The 13,011-nt window shown below is 68.9% G+C and carries 11 protein-coding genes; 5 read left to right on the forward strand and 6 right to left on the reverse strand.

Translation table 11 applies throughout. The annotated features are described in order from the left end of the window. The first annotated feature begins 179 nt into the window (after window positions 1–179). From VF536_RS11005 to mdoH, 5 genes are all read left to right on the forward strand, one after another. On the forward strand, window positions 180–1,628 hold the full coding sequence (locus tag VF536_RS11005; protein ID WP_331614890.1) for a HAMP domain-containing sensor histidine kinase: 1,449 nt from the start codon (window positions 180–182) through the stop codon (window positions 1,626–1,628). Beyond that, window positions 1,586–2,176 (forward strand): hypothetical protein, encoded by a 591-nt coding sequence (locus tag VF536_RS11010; RefSeq protein ID WP_331614891.1) that lies wholly within the window; start codon window positions 1,586–1,588, stop codon window positions 2,174–2,176. Before VF536_RS11005 ends, VF536_RS11010 begins: the two co-directional genes overlap by 43 nt. Continuing rightward, window positions 2,173–3,534, forward strand: a complete 1,362-nt coding sequence (locus VF536_RS11015) for a sigma 54-interacting transcriptional regulator (RefSeq protein WP_331614892.1) — start codon at window positions 2,173–2,175, stop codon at window positions 3,532–3,534. Before VF536_RS11010 ends, VF536_RS11015 begins: the two co-directional genes overlap by 4 nt. 244 nt (window positions 3,535–3,778) lie before the next feature. Further along, window positions 3,779–5,287 carry a glucan biosynthesis protein G gene (locus tag VF536_RS11020; RefSeq protein WP_331614899.1) on the forward strand — a complete coding sequence of 503 codons (1,509 nt, stop codon included), beginning with the start codon at window positions 3,779–3,781 and terminating at the stop codon, window positions 5,285–5,287. Between the two features lie 11 nt (window positions 5,288–5,298). After that, window positions 5,299–7,476, forward strand: a complete 2,178-nt coding sequence (gene mdoH, locus VF536_RS11025; protein WP_331614893.1) for a glucans biosynthesis glucosyltransferase MdoH — start codon at window positions 5,299–5,301, stop codon at window positions 7,474–7,476. 210 nt (window positions 7,477–7,686) lie between these two features. On the opposite strand, the gene VF536_RS11030 is transcribed toward mdoH, so the two are convergent. From VF536_RS11030 to VF536_RS11055, 6 genes are all read right to left on the reverse strand, one after another. After that, window positions 7,687–8,091, reverse strand: coding sequence for a GFA family protein (locus VF536_RS11030; RefSeq protein WP_088406050.1), 405 nt, complete (start codon window positions 8,089–8,091; stop codon window positions 7,687–7,689). Between the two features lie 181 nt (window positions 8,092–8,272). After that, on the reverse strand, window positions 8,273–9,124 hold the full coding sequence (locus tag VF536_RS11035) for an urease accessory protein UreD (RefSeq protein ID WP_331614894.1): 852 nt from the start codon (window positions 9,122–9,124) through the stop codon (window positions 8,273–8,275). After that, complete coding sequence (locus tag VF536_RS11040; protein ID WP_331614895.1) at window positions 9,121–10,719, reverse strand: ABC transporter substrate-binding protein; 1,599 nt, start codon at window positions 10,717–10,719, stop codon at window positions 9,121–9,123. The genes VF536_RS11035 and VF536_RS11040 overlap by 4 nt, the downstream gene beginning before the upstream one ends. Window positions 10,720–10,769: 50 nt before the next feature. Continuing rightward, window positions 10,770–10,919: a hypothetical protein gene (locus VF536_RS11045; RefSeq protein WP_331614896.1), complete on the reverse strand. Its 150-nt coding sequence runs from the start codon at window positions 10,917–10,919 to the stop codon at window positions 10,770–10,772. Continuing rightward, on the reverse strand, window positions 10,894–11,886 hold the full coding sequence (locus tag VF536_RS11050; protein WP_331614897.1) for an SDH family Clp fold serine proteinase: 993 nt from the start codon (window positions 11,884–11,886) through the stop codon (window positions 10,894–10,896). Before VF536_RS11050 ends, VF536_RS11045 begins: the two co-directional genes overlap by 26 nt. Window positions 11,887–12,014: 128 nt before the next feature. Next, window positions 12,015–13,011, reverse strand: a 997-nt coding sequence (locus VF536_RS11055; protein ID WP_331614898.1) for an HD-GYP domain-containing protein, incomplete at its 5' end; no start/stop codon positions are given.

A 13,011-nucleotide genomic window follows, 5' to 3' on the forward strand; every position in this document is an offset into this window, starting at 1 on the left:
CAGGGAGGTCGAGATGGATGAAGTTGTCTCTTGGGAAGTCATGACGGCTGTCGCAGGGAATCGAAACACTGCGTCAGTGACAACCCCCGTCGCGCGGTTGTCAGGTTCGACGGTGCTTGTCGCCGGAGAACCCGGGTCTCCGACAACCGCACACCACCGGACAACTACACTGCCGCCCGATGCTGAACCGCATTTCCTTCCGCCAGATGCTGCTGATCGGCTTCCTGTCGATCGCCGGCCTGCTCGCCGCCGCGTCGCTGGGCGGCCTGCTGACGCTCGAACGGCTGACGATGCAGAGCCGCGAGGCGGTCGTGCGCGCCGCGCGCATGAGCAGCGAGGTGCAGCAGCTCGGCGACCGCGGCGTCAGCATGGAGCGCGCCGCGCGGCAGTACGCCGTCCTGGAGGACCACGCGCTGCGTCAGCGCTTCGACGAGGACGCCGGCGACGCCGGGCGGCTGCTCGACCTGCTGCGCGCGCAAGGCCTGGCCCCCGCGCCGCTGGACGCGTGGAAGACCAAGCTCGCCGAGGTCCGCGCGCTGCTGGACACGCCGCGCGCGCTCAACCCGCGCAAGCGCGAGACCGACCTGATGACGCGCTTCCGCGAACTCGGCGGCCTCACCGGCAGCCTCGCCGAGGACGTCCGCAAGCACGCCGAGACCAGCAACCGCGTGCTCCAGGACAAGCTCGAGAACGGCCGCGTGCTGCTGGGCCAGCAGGTGCTGGGCGCGATCGCCCTGGCCGCGCTGCTGTCGCTGGTGTTCGGCATCTTCCTGACCCGGCCGCTGCGCCACCTCGCCCGCGCCATCAAGGGACTGGGCGAGAACCGCCTGGACGACCGCATCGAGATCCGCGGCCCCGCCGACCTGCGCGTCATCGGCCAGCGCCTGGACTGGCTGCGGCTGCGCCTGGCGGAACTCGATGCCGACAAGGCGCGTTTCCTGCGGCACGTCTCGCACGAGCTCAAGACCCCGCTGGCCGCACTGCGCGAAGGCACCGCGCTGCTGGAGGACGAGGTCGCCGGCCCGCTCAACGACAAGCAGAAGGAAGTGACGCGCATCCTGCGCGACAACACCGCCGTGCTGCAGCGACAGATCGAGGACCTGCTGCGCTTCAACGCCGCCGCCTTCGAGGCGCGCGACCTCAAGCCGCAGCGCACCGAGCTCATGTCCCTGATCCAGGGCACGATCGACCACCAGCGGCTGCAATGGCAGGCACGCGGATTGCACGTATCCCTTTCCGGCGGACCGCTTGAGGCGGAGGTCGACCCGGCCAAGATCGCGGCCGCCGTCGGCAACCTCCTCTCCAATGCGATACGCTTCGCCCCGCCCGGGGGACGCGTGGACATCGCCCTCGCGCGCCAGGGCGGCCAGCTCACCATCGATCTGCGCGACGACGGCCCCGGCGTCGCGCCGGCGGACCAGGCCCGCATCTTCGAGCCCTTCTACCGCGGCGAACGCCAACCCGACGACGCGCTCAAGGGCACCGGCATCGGCCTGTCCATCGTCACCGAATACATCGCCGCCCACGGGGGGCACATCGACCTGCTGCCCGCCGACCAAGGCGCCCATTTCAGAATCACGCTGCCATGCGCCCACACGCCCCGGTTCCTGAAGTCCTCGAACGCCTGACGCGCCTGACGCTCGCGACGCTGTTCGTCGCGGCGGCGCTCGTCGCCGGCTGCGCCCAGCAGCCGCCCAAGACCATCATCAAGGAGGTGCGCGTCCAGGTGCCGGTGCAGGTGCCCGTCGTCGCGCCCACCGACAACGTCGCGCGCATCGTGCTCAACCTCAACGACCGGCTGCGCCAGATGAGCCCGCTGGAGCTCGCGCAGGAAGTCGCCCCGCGCGACGACGCCGCGCTGCCGCCCGGCAACGCCGTGCAGCTCGCGCTCGCGCTGATGTTCAGCCACGCCAACGGCGAGACCTTCCGCGCCCAGACCCTGCTCGACCAGGTCCTGCGCGACGCGCGCCCCGAGGCCGACGAATGGCGCCCGATGGCGCAGTTCCTCGTCGACCGCGTCGCCGAGCAGCGCCGCATGGAAGGCGAGCTCGACAAGACCCGCCTGGCCCGCGACGACCTGCAGCGCCGCCTGGACGACGCGAACCGCAAGCTCGAAGCGCTCAAGGCGATCGAACGCAGCCTGGGCGGGCCGCGCTCGGCGCTGGACAAGCCATGAGCGGAGGAGCGCCGCTCCTCATCGTCGACGACGACGCCGACCTGCTGAAGCTGCTGCAGATGCGGCTGGAGGCCGCCGGCTACGAAGTCACCGCCGTCGGCAGTGCCGAGGCCGCGCTGGCCAAGCTCGACGTGCAGCGGCCCGCGCTGGTGCTCAGCGACGTGCAACTGCCCGGCATGGACGGCCTGGCGCTGTTCAACACGATCCGCGAGCGCCACCCCGCCCTGCCCGTGATCCTGCTGACCGCCCACGGCACCATCCCCGACGCCGTCGCCGCGACCGCGCAGGGCGTCTACACCTACCTGACCAAGCCCTTCGACGGCCGCGCGCTGCTCGACACCATCGCGCAAGCCCTGACCCTCACCGCGGTCCACCAGGACGACAGCCCCGACCAGCTCTGGCGCGAGTCCATCGTCAGCCGCTCCAACGTGATGGCCGAGGTGCTGGCCGAGGCGCGGCTGGTCTCCGCCTCGCAGGCGCCGGTGCTGATCCGCGGCGAAAGCGGCAGCGGCAAGGAGCTGCTCGCCCGCGCGATCCACGCCGCCAGCCCGCGCGCCAAGCGGCCCTTCGTCGCCGTCAACTGCGGCGCGATCCCGGAACCGCTGCTGGAGTCCGAGCTCTTCGGCCACGTCAAGGGCGCCTTCACCGGCGCGCTGGCCAACCACCGCGGCCTGTTCCAGGCCGCCGACGGCGGCACGCTGCTGCTCGACGAGATCGGCGACATGCCGCTGCCGCTGCAGGTCAAACTGCTGCGCGTGCTGCAGGAGCACCAGGTGCGCCCGGTCGGCGCCAGCGCCTCGGTGCCCATCGACGTCCGCATCCTGTCCGCGACCCACCGCGACCTCGAGGTCGCGCTGGCCGAGGGCCAGTTCCGCGAGGACCTCTACTACCGCCTCAACGTCGTGAGCCTCACGCTGCCCACGCTGGACGAGCGCCGCGAGGACATCCCGCTGTTGGCGCAGCACTTCCTGCAGAAGCTCGCGACCAAGTACGACAAGCGCCTCAACGGCTTCGCGCCCGAGGCACTGAAGGCGCTCACCATGGCCGCCTGGCCGGGCAACGTGCGCCAGCTCCACAACGTCGTGGAGCAGGTCAGCGCGCTGGCCACCTCGCCGCTGATCCCGCTCTCGCTGGTGCAGCGCGCGCTGCGCTCGCCCAGCATCGAAGTACTTCCTTACGCCGAGGCGCGACAGCGCTTCGAGCGCGAGTACCTGGTGGGCCTGCTCAAGCTCACCGACGGCAATGTGGCCGATGCCGCGCGGCTCGCCGACCGCAACCGGACCGAGTTCTACCGCTTGCTGCAGCGCAACGGACTGGACCCCTCGATGTTCCGCGCCGACGGACCTGTCGCTGAATAGCGACAAGAAAATCCCTTTCAAATCAATTACTTGGAAGAACCGGCGGCAATCGCGTCGCCCCCCGGCGACAGAAATTCCCGCGTGCGGCACCGCACCAACGACGTAAGTTGTTGATTTAAAACAGATTTCCCATGTGGCACAGGCCTTGCAGTAGGTGTGTCACATGAGAAATATTCACACCCCCTCCTCTCGGGTCCTCATCCAGGCGGCCAGTGCCCGCCTCCAGGCCGGCCAGCGTCGGTGGATGGGGTCGTTCTTCGGGCTCGCGGTCGGCGCCGCGCTGCTGGCGGCCACCGCCGCGGCGCACGCCTTCGGCTTCGACGAGGTGGCCGAGCGCGCCAAGGCGCTCGCGGCCAAGCCCTACGTCGCGCCGCCGGACACGCTGCCGGCCGAGCTCAAGAACCTGAACTACGACCAGATGCGCGACATCCGGTTCAAGCCGGCGCGCGCGCTGTGGCGCGAGGAGAAGCTGCCCTTCGAGCTGATGTTCTTCCACCTGGGCCACTACCAGACCCAGGCCGTGCGCATCAATGAGATCGTCGGCGGTCAGGCAAGACCTGTCCCCTTCAAGCGCGAGGACTTCGACTACGGCAAGAACAGCCAGCTGTCGCCGCAGAAGTGGGGCGACGTCGGCTACGCCGGCTTCCGCGCGCACTACGCGCTGAACAACGACAAGTACAAGGACGAGCTGGCCGTCTTCCTGGGCGCGAGCTACTTCCGCGTCCTCGGCGCCAACCAGCATTACGGCCTGTCGGCGCGCGGTCTGGCCATCGACACCGTCGGCGGCAAGGGCGAGGAATTCCCCCGCTTCACCGAGTTCTGGATCGAGCGCCCCGCCGCCGACGCCAAGTCGCTGACCGTGCATGCGCTGCTGGATTCGCAACGCGCCAGCGGCGTCTACACCTTCGTGATCAAGCCGGGCGCGGAGACCGTGGTCGAGACGCGCGTGCGCCTCTTCATGCGCTCGTCGGTGGCCACGCTGGCGATGGCCCCGCTGACCAGCATGTACCTGTTCGGCGAGAACCAGCCGCAGAAGGGCGACTTCCGGCCCGAGGTCCACGACAGCGACGGCCTGATGGTCGCCAGCTCGACGGGCGAATGGATCTGGCGTCCGCTGATCAACCCGAACGGCACGCTGACGACCTCGTTCACCCTGCCCGGCGTGAAGGGCTTCGGCCTGATGCAGCGCGACCGCAAGTTCGCCAACTACGAGGACACCGAGGCGCGCTACGAGATGCGTCCCTCCGCCTGGGTCGAGCCGACCAGCGATTGGGGTCCCGGCCGCGTGGAGCTGATGTCGCTGCACACGCCTGACGAGACGCACGACAACATCGTCGCCTACTGGGTGCCGGCGAAGCAGCCGGCCCCGGGCCAGCCGCTGGACTACTCGTACCGCCTGCACCTGCAGGGCGAGCAGCAGCAGCGCCCGCCCGGCGCCTGGGCGGTGCAGTCCCGCACCGGCTACAGCTACGCCAAGCTGGACAAGAACGAGCAGCAGTTCATCGTCGACTTCGAAGGTCCGTCGCTGGCCGCGCTGCCGGCCGGCGCCGAGGTCAAGGCCGTGGCCAGCACCAACGGCAACGGCGAGGTCACCGAGGTCAACGCCTACCCGAACCCGGTCACCGGCGGCTGGCGCATGGCCGTCCGCATCAAGCAGCTCCGCCCCGGTCAGTCGACCGAGCTGCGCGGCTTCCTCCAGACGAAGCAACAGGTCCTCACCGAGACCTGGAGCCTGATTCTTCCTCCCCAGTGAAGGAGCACGACATGATCGAATCCACGCACACCGCCACCGTGCATCAAGCCACCGCCGCCCCCGGGCCGGTCGGTCCGAGCGCCCCGGCGATCAAGCGCGGCGCGATGGTGCCCCGCGCCTGGGGCCTGCGCCATCCGCCGGTCGAATCGCTGCCCGACGCGGAGCCGCCTGAGGCCTGGGAGACCGCCGCCAGGAACCGCCGCAACGCGCTGAAGCTGTCGATCATCGGCGCCACCGCGCTGGCGACCGGCGTGCTCTGGCAGACGCATCGCGGCTGGGCGTCGGACCCATGGGCTTTCGCGCTGCAGTGCGTGCACCTGGGGCTGTTCGCGTTGCTGTTCGCCTGGGTCAGCGCCGGCTGCGTCACCGCGATCATGGGCTTCTGGGTCATGCTGCGCGGCGACCGCCACGCCATCTCGATCAAGGACGCCGGCAATGACGCGCTGGGCGCCGACGCGCGCACCGCGCTCGTCATGCCGATCTGCAACGAGGATGTCACCACCGTCTTCGCCGGCCTGCGCGCCAGCTGCGAGTCGCTCGCGGCGGCCGGCGCGCTGCGCCTGTTCGACGTGTACATCCTCTCCGACAGCTCCGACCCCGAGCGCCGCACGCAGGAGCTTGCCGCCTGGGCCGAGCTGCGCGCGCAGTTCGCGGGCCGCGGCCGCATCCATTACCGCTGGCGCCAGCGCCGGGTGAAGAAGAAGGCCGGCAACGTCGCCGACTTCTGCCGCCGCTGGGGCCGCAACTACCGCTACATGGTGGTGCTGGACGCCGACAGCGTGATGAGCGGCGACTGCCTGCTGGGCCTGGTCCGTCTGATGGAAAAGCATCCGCGCGCCGGCATCCTGCAGGCCGCCAACCAGGTCTGCGGCCACGACACGCCGCACGCCCGCGCGCAGCAGTTCGCGAGCCGCGTGACCGGTCGTCTCTTCGCCGCCGGCATGCAGTTCTGGCAGCTGGGCGAAGCCCATTACTGGGGCCACAACGCGATCATCCGCGTCGAGCCCTTCATGAAGCATTGCGCCCTCGCCCCGCTGCGCGGCAAGGACATCATGTCCCACGACTTCGTGGAAGCCGCGCTGATGCGCCGCGCCGGCTACCAGGTGTGGCTGGTGGCCGACCTGCCGGGCAGCTATGAGCAACAGCCGCCGCACTTGCTGGCCGAGCTGCAACGCGACCGCCGCTGGTGCCAGGGCAACATCCAGAACGCCGGCCTGATCGCCGAACCCGGCCTGCACGGTGTCCACCGCGCGATGCTGGTGACCGGCGCGCTGTCCTACCTGGCGGCGCCGCTGTGGCTGCTCTATGTCGGCCTGGGCGTGCTGCTCTGGAACGTCGGCGGCAACGAGGCCTTCCAGCCCTTCCTGGAAGACGGGTCGCTGGCCCCGGGCGTGGCCGCGTTGTGGCTGGGCACGATCGGCATGCTGGTGCTGCCGCGTCTGCTGTCGGTGGCCGCGCTGATCCTGCGCGGCGAGCAGTCGCAGTACGGTGGTTCGTTGAAGCTGGTGGCCTCCTGCGCCGCCGAGGCCGGTATGTCGCTGCTGCAGGCGCCGCTGCGGATGGTTGCCCACTCGATCTTCTGCGTGGTCGCGCTGACGGGCATCTCGCTGGACTGGAAGTCGCCGCCGCGGGCCGCCGAGGACGTGTCCTGGCGCGAAGCCTTCGCTGCCTACGGCCGCATCAGCGCCGTGACGCTGGCGATCACCGCGGTCATCGGCGCGCTGAGCCCGTCGACGCTGATCTGGATCGCGCCGATCGCCCTGCCGCTGCTGCTGGCCGCGCCGATCACGGTGCTGTCGAGCCGGGCCAGCCTGGGCGAACGCATGCGCCGCGCCGGTCTGCTGGTGATCCCGGAAGAGAGCCGCACGCCGACGGTGCTGCGCAACGCCTGGGCCTACGGCCGTCAGGAGCGCCGCCTTCCCGGCTTCGCCGACCTGCTGGCGAGCCGCCGTCTGACCGCGCTGGCGGCCGAGGCGATGGGTCGCCGCGATGTGGGCCTGGGCATGCGCGCCGACGTGCGTGCGCGCCGCCTGGACGAGCTGACGGCCCAGCCGGGCGTCGTCGACGCGATGAGCAACGCCGACCGCATGCGCTTCCTGAGCGAGCCGAATCACCTGCTGCGCCTGGCGCAGCCGCTGCGTCCGTCCACCTTCACCGAGGTGCGTCCGGACCTGCGTCTGGCGGCCTGATCGGAAAGAAGAACGCCCCATCGGCCCGGGCGCCCCGCCGACGAGTCATGGCGGAGGCGCGGTGCCCGGGACCGATGGTGTTCCAACCTGCAGTCAGCGAGATCCTGTGGGGCCGGAATGATGCTGGAGGTTCGCGGACGCGAGGCCTCCTGCATCGTGGAGTGCCCGCGCCAGGCTTCCCGCAGTGGATTCGGGCTGGCGGATCACCCGCTACATCGGATCCTTGTCGTAGGTCCTGACCTCTTCCGGCAACCGGACCCAGCCGTGCATGCGGCAGGTGTAGACCGAGTCCTGAGGCGGCGGGAACGAGGGGTCGCCGAATCCGCCGACCGCGACCCCGACGGAGCCTTCCACGCCCTCCTCCGTGTGGAAGACGTTGCTGCCGCAGACCGGGCAGAAGTGGAACCGGAAGCGCGCGCCCTGATCGCCGGCGCGCACGAACTCGGTGGCGATACCGACGACCTCATAAGGTTCGGCGAAGGCCGCCAGCGTCGCGAACACACTGCCTGTACGACGCTGGCACGCCAGGCAATGGCAGAGGCCGGTTCCCAGCGGCTCTCCCTGCACCACGATCTTCAATTGGCCGCAACTGCATGAAGCGGTACGTGAAGCCATGCGATCACCTCCCTGGAGACCGTCTGTGGAGAGGCCATGCTAAGCGCTGGCTTGGTGCGCTGGCTACAACTCTGAGACATCGTTGCCACAACGACATGAGCGGGCGTCCCCAGAGTGGGGGATGCGCGCGGGCCGGGGATTTGCCCTGGCATTGCGCGGAGCGGCGCGCCGGGGGCGTGGCCTACATCGCCCAGAGGCGCGGCGAGGTTCCGTCCAGGCCCCACAAGACCTGACGCCAGGTCGCCCAGCAGCGGCGCAGCAGCAGCGAGACCGGCTCGACGACCGGCCCCAGCGCGCGCACCACCAGCACGCCGTCCTGGGCCGCCGTGGCGCCGGCGGTGAGGCGCAGCGGATCGGCCTCGATCAGCGCGCGGACGGCGTCCAGCGCCTGCTCGCGGCGCCCACGTTCGATCGCGGCGCCGGCCGCGAACACCAGGGTGCCGAGGCAGCGATGACCCGCCAGCCCGAGGTCGCCGTCCATCAACAACACATCTTCCGCATCGAGCAGGCCTCGCTCGAGCCAGACGCCCGGGATCTCCAGGTGCTGCTGGAAGCGCCCCGACGCATACGGCTGTCCCGCACCGGGCAGCCCGAGCGCGGTGATGTCCCACGCGAACAGCTCCGCCGTCGGCGCGAGCGTGAAGCGGGCCTCGTTGAGCGCTTCGCAGCCGGGATACGCGATGGCTTCGAGCGGCAGCCATTCCAGCCGGGCGCCATCGCCCAACGACGCCTCCACGCGCTGGGTGGCCAGCGCGCCCGTCGGACTGCGATAGAAACGCGTCGCGCCCGGCGTGGTGACCAGCGCGTGGGCGCCCTCGCCCACCGTCACCGCGATGTCCAGCGTATCGCCGCCGACCAGCCCGCTGGGCGGATGCACCAACACGCTGTGGCAGATTGCATCGCCTTCGGGATAGAGGCTCTTCAGCAGTCGCAGCGGCCCTTCATGCTCGTGGCTGACCACGCAGCGGCCTCGTTCGGTCCGGTAATCGGCGCGCAGTCGCGCCAGCCATTGCTTCTCTGGGGTTCCGATCATTTCGGCAGTGTCACCCAGGCGTAGTCCAGCCAGTTGTCGGCGCGATGCACTGCCTTCACGCCCTGGCGCACCGCCCACGGCGCGGCCTGTCGGTGGAGGGGGATCACGTGGACCTGCTCGCGGTACTCCTGCAGCGCGGCACGGATCAATTGCTCGCGCTTGACGGGATCCGCCTCGATCGAAGAGGCGCCCGCCAGTTGATCGAACTTCGGATTCTTCGATCGGCCGTAGTTGTAGTAGCCCGCGCCGGACGGCTTGTCGTCGCTGCGGTAGACCGGCGTCAGGATGGTCTCCGCATCGGTGATCGCGCCGCCCCAGCCCATCAGGTAGAGGCTGGTCTCATAGCGCTCCAGCTTGGGGAAGTACAGCACGCGCGGCATCGCGTTGACCTTCACCTTCACCTTGATCTGCGCCCACATCGACGCGAGCGCGAGGCAGATGGCCTCGTCGTTGACGTAGCGGTTGTTGGGGCAGTCCAGCGTCACCTCGAAGCCGTCGGCATAACCGGCGTCGGCCATCGCCTTGCGCGCGGCGGCGAGATCGAACGGGAGGCGCGTCTCCAGCGCCGGATCGCCGAAGGCGCCCAGCGGCGACGGCGTCAGCCCGCCGGTGGGCTGCGACAGGCCGTTCATCAAGCGCTTGTGGATGGCCTCGATGTCGATGGCCTGGTACATCGCGCGGCGCACGCGCAGGTCCTGGAACGGGTTCTTGCCGTTGGGAGCGCGGCCGTACACGAGCGTGTCGCGTGCCTGGTCCATGCCGACGAAGATCAGCCGGTTCTCCAGTCCTTCGATGACCTGCACGCCGGGCGTCGCGCGCAGCCGCGGCACGTCGCGCGGCGCGGGATCGAGCAGCAGGTCGACCTCCCCCGACACCAGCGCGGCGAGCCGCGTCGCGTCGTTGGAGATCGGCGTGAACTGCACCTCCTGCACGTTGCCCTCGAAACGGCCCCACCAGTTGGGGTTGCGCTTGTAGACGGTGCGGACACCGGGCTGGCGGCGGACCAGCATGAACGGGCCGGTGCCGTTCATGTTGAAACCGGCGAAGCTCTCCTCGTTGTCCTTGAAGCTGAGCGGCTTCGTCACCTTGTGCTGCTCGCTCCAGGACTTGCTCATGATGAAGAGCAGGTCCAGGTGCTGCAGGAAGATCGGGTTGAAGCGCGGCTGGGTGATCTCGACAGTGAGGTCGTCGATCTTGCGCGCCGTGCCGACGGCATTGGCGTAGACGGCGACCTGCGAGGTCGGCGCCTTGGCGCGCTGCAGCGAGAAGACGACGTCATCGGCGGTGAACGCAGAGCCGTCGTGGAACTTGACGTTGGGGCGCAGCTTGAAGCGCCAGACCAGCGGACTGACCTGTGTCCATTCGGTGGCAAGACCCGGCACGATGGTGAGCTGGCGGTCGCGGGCGGTGAGCCGCTCGTAGACCTGCGAGTTCATGCCGTTGGTGAGGCTCTCGTTCTGCGAGTGCGGATCCATCGTCTGGGCGTCGCCCTGGCTGGCCCAGCGCAGCGTCTGCGCGTGGGCCGGCGACGTCCCGCCGAGGATTACTCCGACCACGCCGGCGCACAACGCCAGCAGCATGAGCTTTCGTGTCATCCCGCGCTCCCCGACGTCGTGTGATGTCGGGGAGTGTAGGGAGCAGAGGATCAGCGGGAGGTCGGGGTCTTTCCGGACGACCTCTGGCTGGCCGGCTTTCGATTGGGTTCGAACAGCCTGGGGTTCGACGCGATGATGTGGTTCAGCAAACGTCGCTTGGATTGCATGATCAGGTCAAAGGGCAGCGTGGTCTTGATCATCAGAACAGTCCTTGAGGTCAAAGGGAAAAGATTGAAGAGAAACGACGGGAAACACGCTCTGGGCGCCGGCCGACAGCCAGGCACCATAGCGACGCGCGATGGATCGGAACGGTTCCTGTACTGGCCACACCCTCCGAAACAGCGATCGAGCCTCCTTGCGATCGATCACGAAGGAGTGCGAGGGATAGTTGGACACAAGCTCTGCCAGAGCTTCCTGCCCGATGTTTCCGCCTCGCTCTGCCAATCGCTGACCGTAGGCATGGGCAATGGACACCGCACGGTGCATTTCCGCCATTCGATGTGGATCGACCTGCTCCGCCAAGGGGCGGATCAACTTCGCTGCGAGATTCGCGGCAATCTCTGACGCCACCTTCGTCGAGAGCCCGAAGTCGCACATGTCTGCCAAGGAGATCTTGAACGCATCCATGTATTGCGCCAGCAGCATGCTCGCGGCCGTCGACTGTTCCAGACTCGAACTCATTGCTCCGATCTCATCGCCGCGGCTGACCTGCATGTCGAGCGGCCCGAGTTCGCTTCGATCGTCCATATACAGCGCCGATGCGCCGAGAGCGATCAAGGTCCCCGCACTCTTGCAATGACGGGGAATCAGCGCGTGCACGCGCCGATAGTGGAAGCCAAGTGCCCTTGCCATGCGAAACGCCGCATCGGGATCTCCGCCGGCCGTCTCGAGGATCAAGAGGACGTCGCAATGACGCTTCTGGGATTCGAGCAGATCGCTGAGGCGCTCGTAACCGTCGACCGTTACCGGCCCCGCATACGCCACCACGTCGAACGGAGCGGTCAGAACGCCCTCGGCGCTCCGACCCTCATCGACTGCTTCGCTTGGCACCGGCGAAAGTGCCGCATCAGCGGTGCCGTCTTTCCAAAGTACTGCCATCAGAGGACCTCCAGCGCCATTCATCAGCGCGAGGTCCGCATCTTCCGGCGGACGGTTCAGGCGAACCATTGCCTGAACTAGGAGACTTTCGCCTCAGAGATTGAGGGGCCCTACCGCTCTGAGTCAGCGGCAACTACCGGGACTTGCGGTGGTGGCGCGTGCAGCCTCTCCCGAGGCTGTGCTGCGTCCGCGCGGCGCTACTTCGCCGGCGCCTGCCAGAGTTCGTCGAGCCGCTGGAAGCCCCAGGTGGCCGGGTCCTCGCGGCCGACGATGCGATCGCCGGCGTTGGCGGCCGACAGGTCCAGCACCTGCGTCGGGATCGGCATCTGCGACTTGGTCGAATAGAACACCCGCACCCGCGGCGCCGTCAGCGCCGTGGCGTTCTGCTCCAGCACCACCCCCAGCCGGCCCGACTGCAGCTTCACCAGCGTCCCCACCGGATAGATGCCCACGCACTTCACGAAGGCCTGGAACACCCGCGGATCGAAATGCCCCGTCCACTGCGCCATCCGCGCCAGCGACGACGCCGGATCCCACGCGTTCTTGTAGGGCCGGTTCGAGGTGATCGCGTCGTACACGTCGCACACCGCGCCCATGCGCGACAGCAGGCTGATCTGCTCGCCCGCCAGCTTGCCGGGATAACCCGAGCCGTCCATCTTCTCGTGGTGCCGCAGCGCCACGTCCAGCGCCGCCTCCGGCACCGAGGTGCCTTCCTTGAGCATCTCGAAGCCGCGCGTCGGGTGGTCGCGCATGATCGCGAACTCGTCGTCGGTCAGCGCGCCCGGCTTGTTCAGCACGTTCAGCGGCATCATCATCTTGCCGACGTCGTGCAGCAGCCCCGCCAGTCCGGCCTCGCGCGTCTGCGGCTCGTCCAGGCCCATCTGCCGGGCCAGCGACACCATCAGCGCGCACACCGCCACCGAGTGCATGTAGGTGTAGTCGTCCTTGGTCTTCAGCCGCGCCAGGCTGATCAGCGCCGACGGATTGCGCACCACCGAGCTCGCCACCTCCTCCACGAGGGGCAGGCATTGCTCGGCATCGATGGCCTTGCCCAGCCGGGCCTCGCCGAACAGGTGCATCACCGCGCGCTTGGAGCGCTGCATCACCTGCGTGGCGCGCTCGAGCTCCTCGCCCATCGAGGCGGGCGCCGTGCCGAGTTCGAGTCGGGGCGCCGCGGCGATGACCGCGGGGGCG

Origin of the sequence: Roseateles sp. (assembly GCF_036486225.1) — a bacterium.
GTDB lineage: Bacteria > Pseudomonadota > Gammaproteobacteria > Burkholderiales > Burkholderiaceae_C > Roseateles.

Coding starts and splice junctions, on each gene's coding strand:
- VF536_RS11010 (WP_331614891.1), top strand. CDS start 1,586: ATGCGCCCACACGCCCCGGTTCCTGAAGTCCTCGAACGCCTGACGCGC.
- VF536_RS11030 (WP_088406050.1), bottom strand. CDS start 8,091: ATGGCTTCACGTACCGCTTCATGCAGTTGCGGCCAATTGAAGATCGTG.
- VF536_RS11020 (WP_331614899.1), top strand. CDS start 3,779: ATGGGGTCGTTCTTCGGGCTCGCGGTCGGCGCCGCGCTGCTGGCGGCC.
- VF536_RS11050 (WP_331614897.1), bottom strand. CDS start 11,886: ATGGTTCGCCTGAACCGTCCGCCGGAAGATGCGGACCTCGCGCTGATG.
- VF536_RS11015 (WP_331614892.1), top strand. CDS start 2,173: ATGAGCGGAGGAGCGCCGCTCCTCATCGTCGACGACGACGCCGACCTG.
- VF536_RS11005 (WP_331614890.1), top strand. CDS start 180: ATGCTGAACCGCATTTCCTTCCGCCAGATGCTGCTGATCGGCTTCCTG.
- VF536_RS11035 (WP_331614894.1), bottom strand. CDS start 9,124: ATGATCGGAACCCCAGAGAAGCAATGGCTGGCGCGACTGCGCGCCGAT.
- VF536_RS11045 (WP_331614896.1), bottom strand. CDS start 10,919: ATGATCAAGACCACGCTGCCCTTTGACCTGATCATGCAATCCAAGCGA.
- mdoH (WP_331614893.1), top strand. CDS start 5,299: ATGATCGAATCCACGCACACCGCCACCGTGCATCAAGCCACCGCCGCC.
- VF536_RS11040 (WP_331614895.1), bottom strand. CDS start 10,719: ATGACACGAAAGCTCATGCTGCTGGCGTTGTGCGCCGGCGTGGTCGGA.